22 protein-coding genes and 1 pseudogene are annotated in these 20,567 nt (G+C 73.8%); 13 read left to right on the top strand and 10 right to left on the bottom strand.

The genetic code is table 11. The features are described from left to right. Positions 1-54: 54 nt before the first annotated feature. The gene (locus tag AQJ30_RS31800) at positions 55-837 is read left to right on the top strand and encodes a TetR/AcrR family transcriptional regulator (protein WP_245727217.1); all 783 of its coding nucleotides are present in this window, start codon (positions 55-57) and stop codon (positions 835-837) included. Between the two features lie 61 nt (positions 838-898). Here the strand turns inward: AQJ30_RS31800 and AQJ30_RS31795 are convergent, their stop codons facing one another. The 4 genes from AQJ30_RS31795 to AQJ30_RS31780 all read right to left on the bottom strand — a co-directional run bounded on the left by AQJ30_RS31795 (position 899) and on the right by AQJ30_RS31780 (position 5,391). After that, a complete protein-coding gene (locus AQJ30_RS31795; protein WP_067240821.1) occupies positions 899-1,684 on the bottom strand; it encodes an ABC transporter permease in 786 nt (261 codons plus the stop codon). After that, positions 1,681-2,670: an ATP-binding cassette domain-containing protein gene (locus tag AQJ30_RS31790; protein ID WP_245727216.1), complete on the bottom strand. Its 990-nt coding sequence runs from the start codon at positions 2,668-2,670 to the stop codon at positions 1,681-1,683. Before AQJ30_RS31790 ends, AQJ30_RS31795 begins: the two co-directional genes overlap by 4 nt. A 190-nt stretch (positions 2,671-2,860) precedes the next feature. After that, a complete protein-coding gene (locus tag AQJ30_RS31785) occupies positions 2,861-4,546 on the bottom strand; it encodes a bifunctional 3'-5' exonuclease/DNA polymerase (RefSeq protein WP_067240819.1) in 1,686 nt (561 codons plus the stop codon). 80 nt (positions 4,547-4,626) lie between these two features. Beyond that, a complete protein-coding gene (locus tag AQJ30_RS31780) occupies positions 4,627-5,391 on the bottom strand; it encodes a Clp protease N-terminal domain-containing protein (protein WP_067240817.1) in 765 nt (254 codons plus the stop codon). Positions 5,392-5,470: 79 nt separating this feature from the next. On the opposite strand from AQJ30_RS31780, the gene AQJ30_RS31775 reads away from it, so the two are divergent. Then, on the top strand, positions 5,471-6,646 hold the full coding sequence (locus AQJ30_RS31775) for a DUF2786 domain-containing protein (RefSeq protein WP_067240816.1): 1,176 nt from the start codon (positions 5,471-5,473) through the stop codon (positions 6,644-6,646). Positions 6,647-6,752: 106 nt separating this feature from the next. On the opposite strand, the gene AQJ30_RS31770 is transcribed toward AQJ30_RS31775, so the two are convergent. From AQJ30_RS31770 to rpmB, 4 genes are all read right to left on the bottom strand, one after another. Next, the gene (locus tag AQJ30_RS31770; RefSeq protein WP_067240814.1) at positions 6,753-7,289 is read right to left on the bottom strand and encodes a DUF4232 domain-containing protein; all 537 of its coding nucleotides are present in this window, start codon (positions 7,287-7,289) and stop codon (positions 6,753-6,755) included. Between the two features lie 93 nt (positions 7,290-7,382). Beyond that, positions 7,383-7,895, bottom strand: a complete 513-nt coding sequence (locus AQJ30_RS31765; RefSeq protein WP_079084429.1) for a hypothetical protein — start codon at positions 7,893-7,895, stop codon at positions 7,383-7,385. 203 nt (positions 7,896-8,098) lie between these two features. After that, a complete protein-coding gene (gene rpsN, locus AQJ30_RS31760) occupies positions 8,099-8,404 on the bottom strand; it encodes a 30S ribosomal protein S14 (protein ID WP_067240811.1) in 306 nt (101 codons plus the stop codon). After that, entirely contained in the window at positions 8,404-8,640 is a 237-nt protein-coding gene (gene rpmB, locus AQJ30_RS31755; RefSeq protein ID WP_067240809.1) for a 50S ribosomal protein L28, read from the bottom strand. Before rpmB ends, rpsN begins: the two co-directional genes overlap by 1 nt. 118 nt (positions 8,641-8,758) lie before the next feature. On the opposite strand from rpmB, the gene AQJ30_RS31750 reads away from it, so the two are divergent. From AQJ30_RS31750 to AQJ30_RS31735, 4 genes are all read left to right on the top strand, one after another. Continuing rightward, on the top strand, positions 8,759-9,013 hold the full coding sequence (locus AQJ30_RS31750) for a type B 50S ribosomal protein L31 (RefSeq protein ID WP_067240808.1): 255 nt from the start codon (positions 8,759-8,761) through the stop codon (positions 9,011-9,013). Next, the gene (locus AQJ30_RS31745) at positions 9,013-10,254 is read left to right on the top strand and encodes a CobW family GTP-binding protein (RefSeq protein ID WP_067240806.1); all 1,242 of its coding nucleotides are present in this window, start codon (positions 9,013-9,015) and stop codon (positions 10,252-10,254) included. Before AQJ30_RS31750 ends, AQJ30_RS31745 begins: the two co-directional genes overlap by 1 nt. Positions 10,255-10,260: 6 nt before the next feature. Continuing rightward, positions 10,261-10,500: a 30S ribosomal protein S18 gene (rpsR, locus tag AQJ30_RS31740; RefSeq protein ID WP_067240805.1), complete on the top strand. Its 240-nt coding sequence runs from the start codon at positions 10,261-10,263 to the stop codon at positions 10,498-10,500. A gap of 767 nt (positions 10,501-11,267) precedes the next feature. After that, positions 11,268-11,528 carry a DUF397 domain-containing protein gene (locus AQJ30_RS31735; protein WP_067240803.1) on the top strand — a complete coding sequence of 87 codons (261 nt, stop codon included), beginning with the start codon at positions 11,268-11,270 and terminating at the stop codon, positions 11,526-11,528. A 130-nt stretch (positions 11,529-11,658) separates the two neighbouring features. Here the strand turns inward: AQJ30_RS31735 and AQJ30_RS31730 are convergent, their stop codons facing one another. Then, entirely contained in the window at positions 11,659-12,141 is a 483-nt protein-coding gene (locus AQJ30_RS31730) for an ATP-binding protein (RefSeq protein WP_067240802.1), read from the bottom strand. Between the two features lie 375 nt (positions 12,142-12,516). Here AQJ30_RS31730 and AQJ30_RS31725 point away from each other — a divergent pair, with 375 nt between their 5' ends. The 6 genes from AQJ30_RS31725 (at position 12,517) to AQJ30_RS31700 (ending at position 18,343) form a co-directional block, all read left to right on the top strand. Then, positions 12,517-13,341 carry a helix-turn-helix domain-containing protein gene (locus AQJ30_RS31725; protein WP_067240800.1) on the top strand — a complete coding sequence of 275 codons (825 nt, stop codon included), beginning with the start codon at positions 12,517-12,519 and terminating at the stop codon, positions 13,339-13,341. Positions 13,342-13,585: 244 nt separating this feature from the next. Next, positions 13,586-15,046: an aldehyde dehydrogenase family protein gene (locus tag AQJ30_RS31720; protein ID WP_067240798.1), complete on the top strand. Its 1,461-nt coding sequence runs from the start codon at positions 13,586-13,588 to the stop codon at positions 15,044-15,046. A gap of 145 nt (positions 15,047-15,191) precedes the next feature. Beyond that, entirely contained in the window at positions 15,192-15,734 is a 543-nt protein-coding gene (locus AQJ30_RS31715) for a DinB family protein (RefSeq protein ID WP_067240797.1), read from the top strand. A gap of 62 nt (positions 15,735-15,796) precedes the next feature. Next, on the top strand, positions 15,797-16,438 hold the full coding sequence (locus AQJ30_RS31710; RefSeq protein ID WP_067240795.1) for a PadR family transcriptional regulator: 642 nt from the start codon (positions 15,797-15,799) through the stop codon (positions 16,436-16,438). A gap of 76 nt (positions 16,439-16,514) precedes the next feature. After that, the gene (locus AQJ30_RS31705; protein ID WP_079084427.1) at positions 16,515-17,585 is read left to right on the top strand and encodes an ATP-binding cassette domain-containing protein; all 1,071 of its coding nucleotides are present in this window, start codon (positions 16,515-16,517) and stop codon (positions 17,583-17,585) included. Next, entirely contained in the window at positions 17,582-18,343 is a 762-nt protein-coding gene (locus AQJ30_RS31700) for an ABC transporter permease (RefSeq protein WP_067240793.1), read from the top strand. The genes AQJ30_RS31705 and AQJ30_RS31700 overlap by 4 nt, the downstream gene beginning before the upstream one ends. Before the next feature lie 11 nt (positions 18,344-18,354). Here the strand turns inward: AQJ30_RS31700 and AQJ30_RS31695 are convergent. Next, positions 18,355-19,642: pseudogene (locus AQJ30_RS31695) on the bottom strand (ion channel protein). 144 nt (positions 19,643-19,786) lie between these two features. On the opposite strand from AQJ30_RS31695, the gene AQJ30_RS31690 reads away from it, so the two are divergent. Then, positions 19,787-20,548, top strand: a complete 762-nt coding sequence (locus tag AQJ30_RS31690; protein ID WP_067240792.1) for a MerR family transcriptional regulator — start codon at positions 19,787-19,789, stop codon at positions 20,546-20,548. Positions 20,549-20,567: the final 19 nt, after the last annotated feature.

Raw genomic sequence — 20,567 nt, 5'->3', positions numbered from 1 at the left:
GTCCGCGCCCGCGCTGAGCACGGTGAGAACGCTGTACGCACTTAGCATGGGCCCATGGCCGAACCACACGACGTGCACCGCCCGAGCGGCGACCGCCCGAGTGACCCGGGCGACCTGAACGACCCGCAGCCGATCATCTGGATGCGGCCCGAGCGGGGAGCGCGCGGGCCGGTGCCGGCGTACAGCCGTGAGCGCATCGCCGAAGTGGCGATCGCGCTGGCCGACGGCGAGGGCATCGAGGCGGTGACGATGCGCCGCATCGCCAAGGAGCTGGGGACCGGGGCGATGACGCTGTACCGGTACCTGCCGACCAAGGAGGACCTGTACGCCGTCGTGATCGACCAGGCCCTCGGGTACGAGCCGCAGGAGCCGACCGGTGACGTACGGGCCGACCTCGCCACCTTCGCCCGGCGCTACCGGGAGACCCTGCGCCGGCACCCCTGGCTCGCGCACGCCGTCGCGAGCCGGCCGGTCATGGGACCCAACATGCTGCGCGGCAACGAGCGCGACCTGGCGCTGGTCGACGGCCGGGGGCTGGGCATCGACGAGATGATGCAGGTGGTGAACCTGATCCGGCACTGGGTCACCGGCGCCACGCAGGCCGAGACGGCCGAGCGGGAGGCCGCCCTGCGCTCCGGCATGGACCGCAGGACGTGGCAGCAGCGGATGGGCCCGTACATCGGGGAGCTGCTGGCCACCGGCCGGTTCCCCTACCTCGACCGGATGGTCCGCGAGGCCCGCTACCCCAGCCGCGACGAGCGGTTCGAGACCGGGCTGGCCGTCCTGCTGGACGGCATCGAGGCGCGCTTCCCCGCGCTCGCCGGGCGGCGGGGCTGAGAGCTCCCGCCGCTCCCGCCGCTTCCCCCCGCTCCCACCGCACCGGCCGCGGCTTCGCGCGTCAGAGTCCCGCGCGGGTGAACCGCCGTACCGACAGGGGCACGAAGACCGCCAGGAGGAACGCGGACCACAGCAGGGTCGCGGCCAGCGGGTGGGTGAGCGGCCAGGAGCCGCCCGCTGCCGCCGCGCCCGGGTTGCCGAACAGCGACCGGCAGGCGGCGACCGCCGCGCTGAGGGGGTTGCCCTCGCAGACGACCCGTAGCCAGCCCGGCATGCCGTCCGTCGGCACGAACGCGTTGGACAGCATGCTCAGCGGCAGCGTGAGCGGCGCCAGCGCGTCGGCCGTCTGCGCGGAGGGCATGATCAGGCCGAGGTAGGTGCCGACCCACGACATCGTGTACCGGAACAGCAGCAGAACCCCGATGGCGCCGAGCGCGTGGCCGAGGCCGTGGTGGGCCCGCCAGCCGAACGCCAGCCCCGAGGCCATCAGGATCAGCAGGCCGAAGAGGCCGGTGACGGTGTCGGCGCCGGTCTGCCCGACGGGCACCGCGGCGCGCGCGGTGGGCATCGAGCGCAGCCTGTCGGTGACCCCGCGGCCCTGGTCGGTGGCGACGTCCACCATCGCGGACGACAGCGCGAACACGCCGGTCATGACGAAGAGGCCGGGCATCAGGTACTCGCGGTAGTTGCCGCCGCCGGGCACCTTGATGGCGCTGCCGAAGACGAAACCGAAGAGCACCACCATGACCGCGGGCATCACCAGCATCGCGACCAGGGTGCCGGGCTGGTGCCGGAGGTGGAGCAGCTTGCGCTCCACGAGGGTGAGTCCGTCCGCCAGGACGATCATGCCGTCGCCCCTTCCTTCGCCCGGTCGTGCCGCCGCATCCCGGTCGCGCCCCCGTCGGCTCCACCGGTTCCGGTGGTGCGGCCGGTCAGCGTGAGGAACACGTCGTCGAGGCTCGGGCGGCGGACGCCGACGTCCTGGACCGCCACGCCGGCCGCGTCCAGCTCGCGCACCAGCCGCGGCACCGACGGCGCCCGGCCCGGCACCCCGGTGACGATCCGCAGGTCCTCGACCGCCGGCCGGCCGCCGGTCAGCCGTTCCAGGACGGCCACTGCACCCGCCAGGTCGGCCTCGCCGCCCACCTCGACGTCGACGTGGCTGCCGATCCGCGCCTTCAGCTCGGCGGGGCTGCCCTCGGCGATCACCCGGCCGCGGTCGACCACGGCCACGGCGGACGCCAGCTGGTCCGCCTCGTCCAGGTACTGGGTGGTGAGCAGCACCGTCGTGCCCTCGGCGACCAGCTCGCGCACGATCGCCCAGATGTCCAGGCGGCTGCGCGGGTCGAGTCCGGTGGTGGGCTCGTCCAGGAAGAGCACCGCGGGGGCGCGCAGCAGGCTGGCGATCAGGTCGATGCGCCGGCGCATGCCACCGGAGTACGTGCCGACCAGCCGGTCGGCCGCCTCGGTCAGCTCGAACCGCTCCAGCAGGTCGTCGGCGCGGTGGCGGGCGCCGCGGCGGCCCAGCCGGGCCAGCCTGCCGAAGATCCGCAGGTTCTCCCGGCCGGTGAGCTTCTCGTCTACGGCGGCGTGCTGTCCGGCCAGGCCGATGGCCTCGCGGACCGCGTCGGGCCGTGCGGCCACGTCGTGTCCGGCGACCGTGGCCCGGCCCGCCGTGGCGCGGGTCAGCGTGCTGAGGATCCGTACGACGGTGCTCTTGCCGGCGCCGTTCGGGCCCAGCAGTCCGTGGACGGTGCCCGGTGCCACGGTCAGGTCCAGGCCGGACAGGGCCTCCACGTCGCCGTAGCGCTTGCGCAGGCCGTGCACGGACACGGCGGGCGAGTCCCCGTTTCCCGGTTGTCCCAGGTTTCCCACGTTCCCCTCACTCTCTCCTCCGGTGATCGACTTTCTGAGTACGGCGTACGCGGTCACCGTACGCAGGTGAGTACGGCGTACGCAATAGGGGCGTTCAGGGGCGGTGGGTCAGTCGGTCAGCCTGTTGCTGCCAGGGGAAGAGCAGGCCTCACTTGGCGTCGGCGTAGCACTCCACCACGGCCGTCGTGAACGGGAAGCGCACCGGCGTCTCCCCGAACGTCAGGCGGCCGGCCGTGCGCGACGCCTCGCGGATCGCCGCTACGACCGCCTCCGCCTCCTCCTCGGGGCAGTGCACGATCACCTCGTCGTGCTGGAAGAAGACCAGCTCGGCCGCCAGGCCCGCGCAGGCGCGGCGCAGCGCGGCGAGCAGCAGCAGGGCCCAGTCGGCGGCGCTGCCCTGGACGACGAAGTTGCGGGCGAACCGGCCGCGGGCGCGGGCATCGGTCGAGGCGTACCCCGGCACCCACGGGCGGTCGTCGGTGCCCTCCTCGCCCGTCGGGATGCCCGCCTCGTCCTCCGCGTCCTCGCCGGTCCGGGCCGCGGGCGGGCAGGTGCGGCCCAGCCAGGTGCGCACCAGCCGGCCCTCCTCACCGGCCCGGGCGGCCTCGTCGACGTACGCCACCGCGCGCGGGAAGCGGCGGCGCAGGGCGGCGAGGTTCTTCAGGCCGTCGCCGGAGGTCTGGCCGTAGACGGCGCCGAGCACGGCGAGCTTGGCCTGGGCGCGGTCGCCGGAGAAGGCGCGGTCGGACACCGCCTGGTAGAGGTCGCTGTCCCGGCCGGCCACCTCCATCAGCCCGGGATCGCGGGAGATCGCGGCGAGCACGCGCGGCTCCATCTGGTCGGCGTCGGCGACCACCAGCCGCCAGCCGGGGTCGGCGACCACGGCGCGCCGGATCACCTTGGGGATCTGCAGGGCGCCCCCGCCATTGGTCACCCAGCGGCCGGTGACCGTGCCGCCCGCGTGGAACTCCGGCCGGAAGCGTCCGTCGCGCACCCAGTCCTGGAGCCAGGACCAGCCGTGCGCGACCCAGATGCGGTACAGCTTCTTGTACTCCACCAGGGGTTTCACCGCCGGGTGGTCCAGCGACTCCAGCTCCCAGCGGCGGGTGGACCTGACCTTGACGCCGGCCTGCGCGAACGCCTTGACCACGTCGGCCGGCAGGTCGGGCCGCACCCGGCGGCCGAAGGCGGCGGACACCTCGTCGGCCAGCTCGGCCAGGCGCCGCGGCTCGCCCCTTCCGGCGTACCGCTCGCCCAGCAGGTCGTGCAGCACCGCGCGGTGGACGTCCGCGCGCCACGGCAGCCCGGCGCGGTTCATCTCGGCGGCGACCAGCATCCCCGCCGACTCGGCGGCGGTCAGCAGCCGCATCCGGTCGGGGTGCTCGGCCCGGTCGTGGCGCCGCTGCTGCTCGGCGTAGACCGCGAGCAGGTCAGCCAGGCGCACCGGGACGCCCTGCGGCTCGAACAGCGGCGACTGGGAGCCGGGCTCGGCCGAGCGCGGCGGCGGGTCGCGCGGGACCGGTCCGCCGCGCAGCCGGGCCAGGGCGGCGGCCGCGGAGCGCGGCTCGCCGCCCCTCCCCTCGTGGCCCAGGAGGAGGGTCTCGGCGTCCTCGACGTCGTAGCACCGCTCGACTCGCACCCCCGTGGCGAGCAGACGCGGGTACACCTCGGCCGTGGAACGCCAGACCCATCGGGTCACGTCGGGCCGTCGGCGTACGGCCTCGACGAGATCCGCCTCCCGGACGACCGGGCCGGCGGGCAGCCCGTCCCGGCCGAGGGGGGCGAGCTCCACGCCGCCGTCCTCGGCCGGGGCGAGCGCCCAGCGGTCGGTCATGCGGTCAGTGTGGCAGGGGGGTCTGACAATGGCCCTGACCTGCGCTGTCATGCCTCCGGAGGGCGTGGGGCGCTCCGGGGTCACGGGCCCTTCGGCGCCTCGGGCGGGTCGGCCTCGGCCTGCCGCGCCACCAGCTGTGCCAGGGTCTCGGCGACGTACCGCTCGGTCGCCGCCTTCTCGATGCCGAGTCCGCTCAGGACGCCCTCGCCGTTCTCGTGCTCCAGCAGGGCGAGCAGCAGGTGCTCGGTGCCGACGTAGTTGTGGCCCAGGCGCAGGGCCTCGCGGAACGTCAGCTCCAGGACCTTCTTGGCGTCCGGGCCGTACGGCACGAGCTCCGGGGCGTCCTCGGTGGCGGGCGGCAGCGCTGCCCTGGCCGCCTCGCGCACCGCGTCCAGGCCGACGCCCTGAGCGGTGACCGCGCGGGCGGCCAGCCCTTCCGGCTCGGCGAGCAGGCCGAGGACCAGGTGCTCGGGCAGGCCCTCGGTGGCGCCGGCCGCCTTGGCCTCGTTGTGGGCGCTGACGACGACGTTGCGCGCGCGGGGGGTGTAGCGGGCGAAGCCCTGGCTGGGGTCGAGGTCGGTGGACTCCTTCGGCACGAACCGCTTCTGGGCGGCCTGCCGGGTGACGCCCATGCTGCGGCCGATGTCGGTCCAGGAGGCGCCGGAGCGCCGCGCCTGGTCCACGAAGTGCCCGATGAGGTGGTCGGCCACGTCCCCGAGGTGGTCCGCGGCGATCACGGCGTCCTGGAGCTGCTCGAGGGGCTCGGTGTGGACCTTCTTGATGGCGTCGATGAGGTCGTCCAGGCGGACGGGAGTGGTGACGGCGGGGTTGGGGTTCGTCGACATGTGTCAACCGTAGGTTGACAGCGGCGAGCCGTCAACCCGCGGTTGACAGTCCCTTCCGCGCGCGTGCCACCATCGACGGGTGAGCAGCAGCGACACCCCCACCGGCCCCTCCACCGTGGAGCGCGCCTTCCGCACGGCCCTCTACGACAGCGCCGACGCCTCCCTGGACAGCGGCGCCTCCCTGCTGGCCGCGGACCCCGCGGCGGACGCCGAGCTCGTGCGCCGGGGGGAGGAGTTCGTGGCGGCCCTGTGGGCACGCGGCTGGCAGCCCGCCGACGTCGTGCGGGTGGTCCGGCGCGAGCTCGGGGACGCCCCGGTGTGCCTGCTCGCGGAGCTGATCCGCGCGCAGGCGCCGCGCGACCGGGTGCGCGGGCGCCGCTGGCGCGACCAGCTCGCCCAGCTCGACGAGGTGCTCGCCGAGGCCCCGCCCCGCCCGGACCGCTTCTCGCACGCGACGGCGGTCCTGGAGCTGTACCGCCTGTTGCTGCGCCTGCCCGCGCTGGAGCCCTTGCAGGACGCGCCGCCGCACGGGTCGGGCCGGACGAACACCGCGGGCGGCTCCGGCGGCTCCGGTGGCTCCGGCGGGCGGATGCTCGCCCGGATCCGCGCCCTGCTCGCCAAGGCGGAGGCGACCGGGTTCCCCGAGGAGGCGGAGGCGCTGAGCGCGAAGGCGCAGGAGCTGATGGCCAAGCACAGCGTGGACGAGGCCCTGCTGGACGCCGCGGCGCCCGCACCCGACGCGCCCGGCGCCTGCCGGATCGGGGTCGAGCCGCCGTACGAGCAGGCCAAGGCGGTCCTGCTGGACGCGGTGGCGTCCGCGAACCACTGCCGGGCCGTGTGGAACGAGCCGTTCTGCTTCTCCACGGTCGTCGGCTTCGAGGCCGACCTGGAGGTCGTCGAGCTGCTCTACACCTCGCTCCTGGTGCAGGCCCAGTCGGCGATGACCCGGGCGGAGGCCGCCCAGCGGGCCGGCGGGCGCAAGCGGACCAAGACCTTCCGGCAGTCGTTCCTCGCCGCGTACGCCCATCGCGTCGGCACCCGGCTCGCTGAGGCGGCCGGGTCCCAGGTGACCGACGACCTGCTGCCGGTGCTCGCCTCCCGCGAGGTCGCGGTCACCGCGGCGGCCGACCGGCTGTTCCCGGACACGGTCAGCACGCGTCTGCGCGGGGTGAGCGACGAGGCGGGCTGGACCGAGGGCGCCCGCGCCGCCGACCGGGCGCAGATGCGCTCCCGGCCGCGGCTGCCGTCGGAGTGACCGGGCCGCCGTACACGCACCCGCGCGTGGACGCGTCCCCGCCCGCGCCCACGGGGACGTCCACGCACGCGTGGGCACGCGGGCGGCCGTCGAACTCCTGCCGGGATCAGTCGCCCGCCTGCTGGAACCCGCTCACCGTGGCGTCCACCGCGCCGTCGTCCTTGCGCGCGACGTCGCCGTAGGTCCAGTCGAAGTCGACGGGGTCGCCGGTGCCGTTCGGCAGGGCGTAGGAGGCGGTCTTGGCGGCGACGCTCTTGCCGCCGTCGCCCCGCACGTAGGTGATCGTGAACGACGCGGTGCCCTGCTCCGGCAGCGTCAGTGCCTGGGCCGGCGCGCTGGGGTCCTGGGGGACGTCGACGGCCGTGTCGGCGTGCAGGCGGACCACGGGGAAGCCCTTCAGGGTGCACTCGGCGCCCTTGTTGGTGAGCGTGACCGTGACGGTGCCGGTGTCCCCGGCCGCCGGCGCCTCGCTCACCGGGCCCACCTGCGCGTCCAGCCCGTCGGCCGCGCAGCCGCCCGAGGCGGCGGCGGACGGGGTGGACGGGGGCTTCGCGTCGTCGTTGCCGGAGTCGCCGCCGTTGTCGCAGGCGGTCAGCAGCAGGGCGGCGGCGAGGGTGGTGACGGTGATGGGAACGGCGCGCATGAAGGGGTCCTCGGATGTCGTGACGGTGCTCGAAGGATCATCACGCATGATCACCCCCGTCCGCCGCCCGCCCCCGCGGTCGTGACCGGACCGCTACGAGCCCAGTCCCGTCGTCGGCAGCCCCGACGGCCAGCCGCCGCCGCTCTCCGCCTTGGTGTACGTCTCCTGACCGGCGCCACCCTGCCAGGTGACCCGGAGCGTCGAGCCGTTGACGGAGTCGACCGTGCCGGTGGTGCGGGTCTTCTTGCCGCTGGCGCAGGACAGGCGGATCGTCCGGGCCCCCGCCTGCCCGCCGGCGCTGCCGCTGCACACGGTGCCGCCGGTCGCGTACAGCGCGGCCTTGCCGCCGGTCACCATCAGCACGACGGCCTCGCCGTCGACCGTGCCGAGCCAGCTGCCCTCCAGGGAACCCGCGGCGGCGGTCGCCGACGCCGAGGGGCTGCCGTCCGTGCCGTCGGCCCCTCCGGTGTCCGCCGTCGCCGTGGCGCTCGGCGTGGGGGACGCCTTGCCGTCGGGGTCACCGCCGTCGTCGCTGCACCCGGCCAGCACGAGCGCACCGGTCAGCGCGGCGGCGGCCGCCCACGTGCACCGGCGGGAGTACGTCACCGAAGTCACTGCACACTCCAAGCTGTCGCCGGCCGGCCCACCCGACCGGGAGGTCCGCAGCAAGCTACCAGCAGGGGGCGCACGACGACCCCGAGCGCCGTCGCTGCACCTTCTGCGTCCCGAGCCGGTCATCGACCGGCCCATCCCCGCCGCTCAGCCCTTGCTCGGCACCCCGCTCAGCGCGAAGCCTTCCGCACCCCCGCTCACCACGACGCCTTACGCACCCCTGGCAGGTACCCCGCGTGTGCCTGCTCCCGCAGGTGCACCCGCGCCAGCCCGAACGCCCGGAAATAGCCGCGCGGACGCCCGTCGACCTGGTCGCGGTTGCGCACACGCGTGGCGCTCGCGTCGCGTGGCTGGCGGGCCAGCTCCCGCCGGGCGGCGAGCCGTTCCTGCGGAGTGCAGGAGGGCCGGCGGAGGACCTCCTTCAGCTCGGCCCGGCGCGCGGCGTACCGCGCGACGACCGCGCGCCGCTGCTCGTTCTTGGCGATCTTGCTCTTCTTGGCCATCAGACCCGCACCCCCCGCGCGCGGATGCGGGCGACGGCCGCCTCGACGCCGATCGCGTCGACCGTGCGGATGCCCCTGGCGCTCAGCCGGAGGCGTACGTACCGCCCCTCGCCCGGCAGCCAGTACCGCTTGGTCTGCACGTTCGGGTCGAAGCGGCGCGACGTGCGCCGGTGGGAGTGGGAGACGCGGTTGCCGAAACCGGGACGGGCCCCGGTCAGCATGCAGTGGGCGGACACGGTGACGTACCTCTCCTCGATCGCTTGACGCTAATGGTATTCATTTTCAGTAAGGTACCAGTATCGCGGCCGTACCGAGCGCCGCGTCGACTTCCCTGAGGAGCGCTGAACCACCGTCATGCGCAACGGAATCCACCCCGCCTACGGCCCCGTCGTCTTCCGTGACCGGGCCGCGGGCCACGCCTTCCTGACCCGCTGCACCATGACGAGCGAGAAGACGGTCGTCTGGGAGGACGGCCGCACGTACCCGGTCGTCGACGTGGAGATCTCCGACGTGAGCCACCCCTTCCACACCGGTACCGCCCGTGTCCTGGACACCGCGGGCCGCGTCGAGCGCTTCGAGCGCCGGTACGGGAGCGGGGAGAAGGGCTGATGCTCCCGGTCGTGATCGTCGGCGGGCTGCACGCCGACGCCCGCCGGGCGACCGTCGCCCGGCTGCTCGCCGACGTGCCCGGCGCCGTGGTCCTCCACCACGACCTCACGACGGCCGCGTCCGGCACGGTCGTCCGCACGGTCCGCGACGCCGCCGGCCTCCGGTCGGCGGGGGAGGCGCCGCTCGTCAACGACTGTGCCTGCTGTGCGTTGCGCGAGGACCTCGTGCCGGAGTTGCGCCGGCTCGCCGAGGACGGCGCCACCCGGCTAGCGGTGGTCGAACTGTGGGACTCCGTCGAGCCCAGGCCGATGGCCGAGGTGGTCGTCGCGGGCGGTCTCACCCTCATGGGGGTGGTCACCGCCGTCGACCCGGCTCTGCTGCTGCCCTGCCTCGGCAACGGCGACGACCTGGCCGAGCGCGGCCTCGCCGCGGCCGCCGAGGACCGGCGCACCGTCGCCGACACCTTCGCCCGGCAGATGGAGTATGCCCCCGTCCTGGCCGTCGTGGACTCCCCGGAAGCGGACGACGAGGACCGCGAGCTGCTGCGCCAGCTCCACCCGACGGCCCGCCGTGTCCCGGTCCCGAGCGGTGCGTCCGCCGATCCGGCGACTCCCGGCGCACCGGAATCGGCACCTTCGTCTGCACGTGCATCGAACCCTCCCGCACGGCTGACCTCGGCGGACGGCCGCATTCCCGCTGCCCTCTCCCCGCTGGCCGCGGCCGTCCTCGCCGGGTTCGACGTCGAGGCCGCGGCCGCCGCCCAGCACCCCGCGTGCGCGCTGCTGCCCGCCGAGGCCGACGCGCACGGCGTGAGCACCCTCGTCTGGCACCGGCGCCGCCCCTTCCACCCCGAACGGCTCTACCGGGCCCTGGAGGACCTGACCTGCGCGGCGGCCCGCAGCCGGGGCCGGTTCTGGCTCGCCGACCGGCCGGACACCCTGCTGCACTGGGACGCGGCCGGCGGGGCGCTGTGCGTCGAGCCGGCCGGACCCTGGCTCGCCTCCCTGTCCGACGCGGCGTGGGACGGGGTGCCGCCGGTGCGCCGGGCCGCCGCCGCCCTGGACTGGCACCCCGAGCACGGTGACCGCGGCCAGCACCTGGTCTTCACCTCGCCGGGCCTGGACCGCGAGGGCCTGACCCGGCTGCTGGAGTCCTGCCTGCTCACCGACGCCGAATACGCAGCCGGGCGCGACGCCTGGAAGCGGCTGCCGCCCGCCTTCGACCCGCTCCTGGAGGTCTGACCCGCCATGCCCCGCCGCACCGACCGCAGCCGCACACCCGGGAAGAACCGGCCCAACCCGCTCGACCGTGCGGGTGTCACGTACGTCGACTACAAGGACACCGACCTGCTGCGGACGTTCCTCTCCGACCGCGGCAAGATCCGCAGCCGACGCGTCACCCGCGTGACGGCCCAGCAGCAGCGCCTCATCGCCCGCGCCGTCAAGAACGCCCGGGAGATGGCCTTGCTGCCGTACGGGAGCCGCTGACCGCGACCCCGTCCGGAGCGACCCCACCGACCGACGCCCACCTTCCGCCCCGCCGACCGACGCCCGCCCTGACCCGCCCCCGGAACCTCCCCTCCGGGGGCGTCCGGTTTCCGCCCCTTGGATGCGCTCATCGCCGTACGGGATCCCCCGCATCGGTACGGCTGTCACCCGTCTTCGGGGGCGACGCGTCTCGGCCACGCGGCGCACCGCGCTCACCCGGGCGCCGACGTCCGCGCCCGGTCGTAGCACCGGCGCACCTCGCCCCTACGTCGTACGGCGCTCTCCGCCGTGCGTACCGGAGCGCCTCGGCCGGGCGGAGGGCCCGGGGTCCGCGTGCGCCGCGCGGCGCAGCACGGCGCGGTCGCCCTCCCCGGGCCGGTCACGGCGCCGCGGCCCGGCGTGGTCGCCGCCGGCGGTGACCGCGCCACGGAACGGACGCCTTCCGTCCGGCGGACGGCGGGGGTCCGCCCGGCCCGGCGCCACGGATCTTCACATCCGCGACGGAACAACGGGGGCGCCCCGTGCGTCTGTTCCTAGTGAACGGGGGTCGGTCACCGCATGTGCCGTGCCCCTCGGGGCAGACGCTGGAGCAGATCCCTAGACATCGCACCGGTCCGGTAAAGCGTGCGTCAAGGCTGTAACCACAGGAACACCGCGCGTGCACGTGCATCTGCTCATGCAACTGCACATGAACGGGGTTATGATCCCCGACAGTTGACCACCGCACCAATGGCCACACGAGCCAGTGCACCAGCAGGGAGCGACCTGTGGACCACGATGTTGACGGGGGGCGCGACGTGTACAACGGCATGGCGGCCACACACCTGCACGGCGTCGCGTGGCAGAAGAGCAGACACAGCAACTCGCAGGGATCCTGCGTGGAGTTCGCGCGGCTGCCCGGCGGTGACGTGGCGGTGCGCAACTCGCGCTTCCCGGACGGCCCGGCGCTCGTCTACACCCGGGCCGAGATCGAGGCGATGCTGCTCGGCGTCAAGGACGGGGAGTTCGACCACCTGATCGCGGGCTGACGCCCACGCCCGACGCACACGCCGACGTCCCCGCACGGCCGCGCCCACCGGAGCGGGCCGCGACGCGCGTAGAGGAGCGCCCACACAAGGTCGTGCGGAGGCCCCGGTGCCCCCGGACGCCGGATCGCGTCTACTCGGCCGGCGTGTGCAGCCGGAACAGTGCCCAGACCACCTTGCCGCCCAGCGCGCCGTTCAGCGGCTGCCAGCCCCACCCGTCGGCGAAGGAGTCCACCAGGAACAGGCCACGGCCCGACTCGGCCGCGAAGTCGTCCGCCTCGCCCGCGACCGGCCCCTCACGGCTGGGGTCGCGCACCGCGCAGACCAGCCGGCCGGTCCAGTGCATCAAGTGCAGCCGGACGAAAGGGTGTCGGTCGACGGGGCACGGGGCGTCGTGGGACGACAGGCCGTGCCGCAGGGCGTTGGTGACGAGTTCGGAGACGACCAGGCATATGTCGTCGAAGCGGTCGCCGACGTCCCACTGTCCGAGCGTCTTCCGGGCGAACCCGCGCGCCTCGCCCACCGCTTCGAAGCGGGCGGGCAGGGCACACGAGGCAGCGTTGGACACGGCCGCGGGATCCAGCGGCGGAAGGCCCTGCCGTAACGGCTCGAGCATGGTCGATCCATTCGTCCCCATGCGAGGCACTCCCGGGAATTCGCGGTCGTTGCGATGCAGCGGTGGCGCGGGACCATGGTTTCGGATGCGTACACCAGATGCAAGGGCAGATGCACGTGCACGTGACCGAAATCGACCCGCCCGTACCGCTTCTTGGCCATTTTTTCCGCCATCTTCGTGCACATCGACGGCCGGTGGTCGCGTCCTCCGCCCTCTTCCCTTGTGCGCCGCCGTGCGTATGCTTTGGCTTCTTTCCGTCTCTGTAATCGGACGAGTACTGCTCGAAGTGTTTTAGTGGCAGACTCCTGCCCCTGAAGACGGTTGGGGAGGCTGGCGAACGTGAGCGCGGGAGAGCCCGGATCGGTGGTGCGACGCATGCTGCTCGGCTCGCAACTCAGGCGGCTGCGTGAGTCGCGCGGCATCACGCGCGAGGCTGCGGGGTACTCCATTCGTGCCTCGGAATCGAAGATCAGCCGGATGGAGCTGGGCCGGGTGAGCTTCAAGACACGTGACGTCGAGGACCTGCTGACGCTGTACGGCATCACGGACGAGGCGGAGCGCGCGGCGCTCGTCGGACTCGCCCGCGAGGCCAACGTGGCGGGCTGGTGGCACAGTTACTCGGACGTGCTGCCGAGCTGGTTCCCCACCTACGTCGGCCTGGAGGGCGCGGCCTCGCTGATCCGCGCCTACGAGGTGCAGTTCGTGCACGGCCTGCTCCAGACCGAGGCGTACGCGCACGCCGTCGTCAGCCGGGGCATGAAGGACGCGAGCACCGCCGACATCGACCGCCGGGTGGCACTGCGCCTGGAGCGGCAGAAGTACCTCGTCTCCGAGAACGCCCCCGACGTCCACATCGTCCTCGACGAGGCCGCCCTGCGCCGCCCCTACGGCGACCGCGAGGTGATGCGCGGCCAGCTCCAGCACCTCATCGAGATCTCCGAGCGCCCCAACATCCGCCTCCAGGTCATGCCGTTCAGCTTCGGCGGCCACGCGGGCGAGTCCGGCGCCTTCACGATCCTCAGCTTCCCGGAGTCCGACCTGTCCGACGTGGTCTACCTGGAGCAGCTCACCAGCGCGCTGTACCTGGACAAGCGCGAGGACGTCGCCCAGTACGAGAACGCGCTGCGCGAACTCCAGCAGGACAGCCCGGGTCCCGACGCCAGCCGGGACCTCCTGCGGGGCCTGCTCCAGCTGTCGTAGGACGCGCGGTGCCGTCGTAGGTCAGGGCGGTGCCGTTTCGTAGGTCAGGTGCGGTGCCGTCGTGGAACCGCGCGGTGCCGTCGCAGGCCCGCGCCGGTCCGTCGCGCCCGGGGGGACAGACCCCCGCATCCCGCCCGTCGCCTCGCCTTTTCCGTCAACGCGCCCTCCAACTCACGCCGGACATAAGTACGATGACGCGAGATCAGAGCCTTCGTGCTCCGACGGCAAGGGATTGAGGGATCACATGTCGTCCTGCTTCACCGACCTGGCCCTGCAGTACATCGACGGCGAATGGCGCCCGGGCACCGGCTCCTGGGACATCATCGACGTCAACCCGTACGACGGCACGAAGCTGGCCTCGATCACCATCGCCACCGTCGACGAGGTGGACCAGGCCTACCGCGCGGCCCAGCGGGCCCAGCAGGCGTGGGCGACCACGAATCCCTACACCCGCCGTGCCGTCTTCGAGCGCGCCCTGCGCCTGGTCGAGGAGCGCGAGCAGGAGATCACCGAGGCGATCATCGCCGAACTGGGCGGCACGCACCTCAAGGCCGGGTTCGAGATCGGGCTCGCCAAGGAGTTCCTGCGCGAGGCCGCCCAGTTGACCCTGCGCTCCGAGGGCCGGCTGCTGCCGTCGCCGATCGAGGGCAAGGAGAACCGCCTGTACCGCGAGCCGGTCGGCGTGGTCGGCGTGATCAGCCCGTTCAACTTCCCGTTCCTGCTGTCGATCAAGCCGGTCGCCTCCGCGCTCGCCCTCGGCAACGGCGTCGTGCTCAAGCCGCACCAGGACACCCCGGTCGTCGGCGGCACCTACATCGCGCGGATCTTCGAGGACGCGGGCCTGCCGGCCGGGCTGCTCAACGTCGTGCTGACCGACATAGCCGAGATAGGCGACGCCTTCATCGAGCACCCGGTCCCCAAGGTCATCTCCTTCACCGGCTCCGACAAGGTCGGCCGGCACATCGCCACCGTCTGCGCGGCCCAGCTCAAGCGCACGGTGCTCGAACTCGGCGGCAACAGCGCCCTGGTGGTCCTGGACGACGCGGACATCGACTACGCCGTCGACGCGGCCGTCTTCAGCCGCTACGTCGACCAGGGCCAGGTCTGCATGGCCGCCAACCGCGTCCTGGTGGACCGCTCGGTGGCCGAGGAGTTCACCGAGAAGTTCGTCGCCAAGGTCAGGACGCTCAAGACCGGCGACCCGAGCGACCCGCAGACCGTCATCGGCCCGGTGGCCAACTCCCTCCAGGCGAACGCCGTGTCGGCCGCCGTCGACCAGGCGGTCGCCGAGGGCGCCACGGTCCTGGTGCGCGGCGGGGCGACCGACAACCTCGTCGAGCCGTCCGTGCTGACGGACGTTCCCGCCGACTCGGCGCTGCTGCACAAGGAGATCTTCGGCCCGCTCGCGCTGCTCGTCCCCTTCGACGGCGAGGAGGAGGCCATCCGCATCGTCAACGACACGCCGTACGGCCTCAGCGGCGCCGTCCACACCGCCGACGTCGAGCGGGGCGTCGCCTTCGCCAAGCGCGTGGACACCGGGATGTTCCACGTCAACGACGGCACGATCCACGACGAGCCGCTGGTGCCGTTCGGCGGCGAGAAGCACTCCGGTATCGGCCGGCTGAACGGCGAGACGACCCTGGACGCCTTCACCACCCTGAAGTGGATCTCGGTGCAGCGCGGCCGGAGCCGGTTCCCCTTCTGAGCGGTCCCAGGGGTCTGCGGGAGTCGTGGAACCCTTCGGGGGACGTCCCCGGGTTGAGGACAGCGGCTGACCGCAAGGGTCCGTAACGTCGTCCGTGTCAGGCAGCAAGGGCCTGGCGGTGGGACCCGACGAAAGGCGGCCGAAAATGGTCACTCACGTGCGAGCCGAGGCGCAGGGCGACGAGCGGGGGGCGCTGCTGTCCTTCCTCGCGGAGCAGCGCGGCGGCATCCGCCGGGCGGTGCTGGGGCTGACCGAGGAGCAGGCGTCCAGCCGCCCGAGCGCCAGTGAGCTGTCCCTGGCCGGGCTGGTCAAGCACGCCGCCGAGGTGGAGCAGGGCTGGATCTCCCGCGCCAAGGGCGTGCCGCCGGCCGTGAAGCGGGACCGGTCGAACTGGCACGAGTGCTTCGTCCTGGTCGGCGACGAGACGCTGCCCGGGCAGCTGGCGTACTGGGAGGAGGTCGCCGCCGAGACGGAGGAGTTCATCCGCTCCGCGCCGAGCCTGGACGACACCTTCGCGCTGCCGAACGAGCCGTGGTTCCCGCCGGACGAGCGGGTCTCGCTGCGCTGGCTGTGCCTGCACCTGATCCGCGAGACCGCGCGGCACGCCGGCCACGCCGACATCATCCGGGAGTCCCTGGACGGCAAGACCGCCTTCGAGCTCGTGGCGCTGGAGCAGGGCGGCTCCTGAGCGCGCCGGGCCCGCGGCCGCCCCGGTCCGGCGCGGCCCGCACGAGTCCTACGCTGGAGCCCATGTCAGCGATCCGTCTCCTCGTGCTGGGCGCGGTGCGCCAGCACGGGCGGGCCCACGGCTACCAGGTCCGCAACGACCTGGAGTACTGGGGCGCCCACGAGTGGTCCCACGCCAAGCCCGGCTCGATCTACCACGCGCTGAAGCAGATGGCCAAGCAGGGGCTGCTGCGCGCGCACGAGACGGCCCCGTCCACCGCCGGCGGCCCGCCGCGCACCGAGTACGAGATCACCGAGGCCGGCACCGAGGAGTTCCTGCGCCTGGTGCGCGAGGCGCTGACCTCGTACGACCAGAAGGTGGACGTGAAGTCCGCGGCGATCGGCTTCATGGTCGACCTGCCGCGCGAGGAGGCGGTGGCGCTGCTGAAGGAGCGGATCGAGCGGATCGCGCAGTGGCGCGCCGCCGTCACCGAGCACTACGTCCCCGCGGACGGCCCCGAACAGCTCGGGCACATCGGCGAGATCATGCACTTCTGGGTCCACACGGCCGACGCCGAGTCGGCGTGGACCCGCGGGCTCGTCGAGCGGATCGAGGGCGGGGCGTACACCTTCGCGGGGGAGGGCGAGCCGTTCGTCGGCGTCCTGGCCGACGGCCAGGAGAACCCGTACGCGACGGGGGACCGGCACCCGCAGGACGATCACTAATCAAGTTTGACGAGTAGGGCCGGCCGCAGTACGGTGAAAGCAAGTAGTCAAGTTTGACTAAACGGGAGGGCGCGCTGTGACCGACGACCCCGCGATCACCGTCGAGGGAGTCCGCAAGCGGTACGGCGGCAAGGCCGCGCTGGACGGACTGGACCTGCTGGTCGCCCCCGGCACCGTGCACGCGGTCCTCGGACCCAACGGCGCCGGCAAGACCACCCTGGTGCGCATCCTGGCCACCCTGCTGCGGCCCGATGCCGGCCGGGTCGAGGTGGCCGGGCACGACGTGGTGGGCGGGGCCCGCGCGGTCCGCCGCGCCATCGGCCTGCTGGGCCAGCACGCGGCCCTGGACGAGGAGCTGGGCGGCCGGCAGAACCTGGAGATGTTCGGCCGCCTCCACCACCTCGGTGCCCGCCACGCACGCGTGCGCGCCGACGAGCTCCTCGCGCGCTTCGGCCTCACCGACACCGGCCGCAAGCCCGTCCGCGCCTACAGCGGCGGCATGCGGCGCCGCCTGGACCTCGCCGCCGCCCTCGTCACCGAGCCCCGCGTGCTGTTCCTGGACGAGCCCACCACGGGCCTCGACCCGCGCGGCCGCGCCGAGGTGTGGGCCTCGGTGCGCTCCCTGGTCGGCGGCGGCACGACCGTGCTGCTCACCACGCAGTACCTGGAGGAGGCCGACCAGCTCGCCGACCTCGTCTCGCTCGTCGACCGCGGGCGGGTGGTCGCCGAGGGCACGCCCGACGCGCTCAAGTCCCGCACCGGCGGCGACCGCATCGACGTGGTGCTGCGCGACGCGGGACAGCTCGGCGCCGCCGTCGCGCTGCTGCCGGTGGCCCGCGACGACCTCCGCGTGGACGCCGACCGTCGGCTGATCAGCGCCCCGGTCACCGACCGCATGGCCGCCCTCTCCGGCGTCGTACGGGCGCTCGACGAAGCGGGGATCGAGGCCGAGGACATCGCCCTGCGCCGGCCCACGCTGGACGAGGTGTTCCTGCACCTGACCGGACCGCGGGACGGGGCGGAGGAGCGGGACGGCACGGAGGCGCGGGACGGGGTGGCGGGACGCGACCGCGCGGGGGACGGCGACGGGACGGCGGGACGCGACCGCACGACGGACCACGACCGCACGAAGGGCAGGGCCGCATGAACGCCGACGCGCTGACCGACTGCTGGACCATGACCCGCCGGGAGCTCGCCCACTGGGCCCGGCAGCCCGTCCGGCTGGTCGTCGGGGTGGCCTTCTCCGTGATGCTGCTGCTGATGTTCGGCTACCTGATCGGCGGCGGCCGCGGGGTGCGCGGCGACTACCTCGACTACCTGCTGCCCGGCATGCTCGCGCTCACCATGGTCTTCGGGCTGGAGAGCACGATGCTCGCCGTCACCCAGGACCTGAACAAGGGCGTCATCGACCGCTTCCGGTCCCTGCCCATGGCCGACGGCGCCGTCCTGGTCGGCCGGGCGGGCGCCGACATGCTCCAGTCGGTGCTGTCCCTGGCCGCGCTGGCCGGGGTGGGCCTCGCGCTCGGCTGGCGGCCGCACGGCGGCCCCGGCGCCTTCCTGGCCGCCGTCGGCCTGCTGCTGCTCCTGCGCTTCGCGATGCTGTGGATCGGCATCCACCTGGCCCTGGTCGCCGGGAAGCCGGAGCTGGTGCAGGCCGTGCAGATCCTGGTCTGGCCGGTCGGGTTCCTGTCGAACGCGCTCGCCGCGCCCGGGTCCATGCCGGGCTGGCTGGGCACGGCCGTGGAGTGGAACCCGATGTCCCGGACGGCCACGGCCGTGCGCGACCTGCTGGGCGCCCCCGGCGGGGAGGACGGCCACCTGACGGCGGCCATCCTGTGGCCGCTGGCGCTCCTCGCGGTCTTCTTCCCGCTGGCGGTACGCACGTTCACCCGCCTGGGCCGCTGACCGTGCGGTGGTCAGCGCACCGGGGTCCCGTCAGGCCGCAATTGCATCTGCGGTCGTCCCGTCACCAGCAGCCAGGCCCGGCAGCGAGGCGATGCACAGCAGGGCGAGCACGGTCGGCGAGGAGACCAGCACCGCGGCGGTGAACAGGCTCACCCAGCCCTGCCGGGTGACCGCGAGCAGCACGCCGAGCACGGCCGTCGCCACCCCGAGCGCCGGGTGCACCGCCGGCACGAGCGCGTGCGCGCACAGGCCGAGGGCGGTGCCGACGAACACCGACGGGAAGATCCGCCCGCCGCGGAAGCCGCAGGACGCGGCGACGAGCATCGCCGCCAGCTTCACCACCGCCATGGTCGCGAAGCCGCCCGCCGACCAGCCCTCCGGGTCGCGCGCCAGCTCCCCGATCTCGTCCAGCCCCTTGAAGAGCGTCAGGTGCCCGCCCGCGGCCGCCAGCAGGGCCAGCACGACCCCGCCGGCCGGGAGCGCCAGCATCGGGTGCCGCAGCCGCCGGAAGGCGCCGTGGACGTACGGGAAGAGGTACACCGCGCACAGGCCGAGCAGCGCGCCCGCCGAGGCGACCACGAGGGCGGCGAGCAGGTCGGTCCAGTCGGGGCGGCCGAGCGGCGGCAGGTGCAGGTCGAAGCTCGGGTGGGCCACCAGCGTCGTGGTGATCGCACCGGCCGCGGCGGCGGTCAGCGGCGCGAACAGGTTGTCCCACAGCAGCCCCTGCACCCGGCGGCCCGCCAGCGCCTCGGAGATGACCAGTGCCGCCGCGACCGGCGTGCCGAACAGCGCGCCGATCGTCGCCGCCTCCGCCAGCGCGCCCCACAGCCCGGTCGGGGCGCGGGGGAGCACCCGCGTGCCCAGCCACACCGCCAGGCCCACGTTCACCGCGATGATCGGGTTCTCCGGGCCGAGGCTCGGACCGCCGGCCAGCATCAGGGCGGTCGCGAGCAGCAGCCCGGGCAGCACGACGGGCGGCAGCACGGGCGCGTCGAGGCCGGTGGTCGCCGGATCGGGACCCGCGTGCCCCGGGATGCGCCACACCACCAGGCCCACCGCCACGCCCGTCGCGACGAGCATCACCGTCATCCACAGCACCGAGTAGCGGCCCACGCCCAGGGCGTCCGGCAGGTCCGTCCACAGCACGTCCTGGAGCTGTTCGGCCGCCGCGCTCACCCCGATGAAGATCAGACTCGCCGTCACGCCCACCACCAGGGCGGGCAGCAGCGACCGCAGCAGCACGCGCGCGGGGGCCGCCGGAGCGGTGGAGGGCGCCTGCCGCGCGGAGTCCTGGGCCACGCGATCACGATAAGCAGACAAAAGGGACGCGACCTCCCAAGCGCGGCCCTCGGGGGAGCGCCGGGCAGCCCCGCCGGGGGAAAGCCGCTTGCACCTCACGCGGCGTGAGGACCCACTGTGGAGCGCGCAAGGAAAGGAGCGGAAGTGAGCCATTCCGTCGGACAGGTGGCCGGCTTCGCCGGGGTCACGGTGCGCACCCTGCACCACTACGACGCCATCGGCCTGCTGGTGCCGAGCGAGCGCAGCCACGCCGGCCACCGGCGCTACGGCGACGCGGACCTCGACCGGCTCCAGCAGATCCTGTTCTACCGGGAGCTCGGCTTCCCCCTCGACGAGGTCGCGGCCCTGCTCGACGACCCGGACGCGGACCCGCGGGAGCACCTACGCCGGCAGCACGAGCTGCTGACCGCCCGGATCGAGAAGCTGCGGAAGATGGCCGAGGCCGTGGAGCACGCCATGGAGGCACGCACGATGGGTATCAACCTCACGCCCGAGGAGAGGTTCGAGGTCTTCGGTGACAAGGACCCCGAGCAGTACGCCGAGGAGGCCGAGCGCCGCTGGGGCGGCACGGAGACCTACGCCGAGTCGCAGCGCCGCGCCGCGTCCTACACCAAGGGCGACTGGCAGCGGATGCGGGCCGAGGTGGCCGACTGGGGCGAGCGCTACGCCGCCCTGATGGCCGCGGGGGAGGCGCCGGCCGGCGAGGCGGCGATGGACCTCGCGGAGGAGCACCGGCTGCACATCGACGGCTGGTTCTACCCCTGCTCGTACGCCGCGCACCGCGACCTCGGCGACCTGTACGCCGCCGACGAGCGCTTCAAGGCGTTCTACGACGCGATGCGGCCCGGCCTGGCCGAGCACCTGCGCGAGGCGATCCGGGCGAACGCGGCCCGGCACGGCGGCTGAGCCGCTCCTGGGCCCGGGA

It is taken from the genome of Streptomyces longwoodensis, assembly GCF_001514125.1.
GTDB classification, from domain to species: domain Bacteria; phylum Actinomycetota; class Actinomycetes; order Streptomycetales; family Streptomycetaceae; genus Streptomyces; species Streptomyces longwoodensis.
Note: the sequence above shows the minus strand (reverse complement) of the source record. Positions and strands in the feature narration are given on the sequence as shown.

Bases quoted from the DNA above. Each gene is read 5' to 3' on its own strand.
- AQJ30_RS31800 (WP_245727217.1), top strand. From the start codon at position 55: ATGGCCGAACCACACGACGTGCACCGCCCGAGCGGCGACCGCCCGAGT.
- AQJ30_RS31795 (WP_067240821.1), bottom strand. From the start codon at position 1,684: ATGATCGTCCTGGCGGACGGACTCACCCTCGTGGAGCGCAAGCTGCTC.
- AQJ30_RS31785 (WP_067240819.1), bottom strand. From the start codon at position 4,546: ATGACCGACCGCTGGGCGCTCGCCCCGGCCGAGGACGGCGGCGTGGAG.
- AQJ30_RS31780 (WP_067240817.1), bottom strand. From the start codon at position 5,391: ATGTCGACGAACCCCAACCCCGCCGTCACCACTCCCGTCCGCCTGGAC.
- AQJ30_RS31770 (WP_067240814.1), bottom strand. From the start codon at position 7,289: ATGCGCGCCGTTCCCATCACCGTCACCACCCTCGCCGCCGCCCTGCTG.
- rpsN (WP_067240811.1), bottom strand. From the start codon at position 8,404: ATGGCCAAGAAGAGCAAGATCGCCAAGAACGAGCAGCGGCGCGCGGTC.
- AQJ30_RS31750 (WP_067240808.1), top strand. From the start codon at position 8,759: ATGCGCAACGGAATCCACCCCGCCTACGGCCCCGTCGTCTTCCGTGAC.
- AQJ30_RS31745 (WP_067240806.1), top strand. From the start codon at position 9,013: ATGCTCCCGGTCGTGATCGTCGGCGGGCTGCACGCCGACGCCCGCCGG.
- rpsR (WP_067240805.1), top strand. From the start codon at position 10,261: ATGCCCCGCCGCACCGACCGCAGCCGCACACCCGGGAAGAACCGGCCC.
- AQJ30_RS31730 (WP_067240802.1), bottom strand. From the start codon at position 12,141: ATGCTCGAGCCGTTACGGCAGGGCCTTCCGCCGCTGGATCCCGCGGCC.
- AQJ30_RS31725 (WP_067240800.1), top strand. From the start codon at position 12,517: ATGCTGCTCGGCTCGCAACTCAGGCGGCTGCGTGAGTCGCGCGGCATC.
- AQJ30_RS31720 (WP_067240798.1), top strand. From the start codon at position 13,586: ATGTCGTCCTGCTTCACCGACCTGGCCCTGCAGTACATCGACGGCGAA.
- AQJ30_RS31715 (WP_067240797.1), top strand. From the start codon at position 15,192: ATGGTCACTCACGTGCGAGCCGAGGCGCAGGGCGACGAGCGGGGGGCG.
- AQJ30_RS31710 (WP_067240795.1), top strand. From the start codon at position 15,797: ATGTCAGCGATCCGTCTCCTCGTGCTGGGCGCGGTGCGCCAGCACGGG.
- AQJ30_RS31700 (WP_067240793.1), top strand. From the start codon at position 17,582: ATGAACGCCGACGCGCTGACCGACTGCTGGACCATGACCCGCCGGGAG.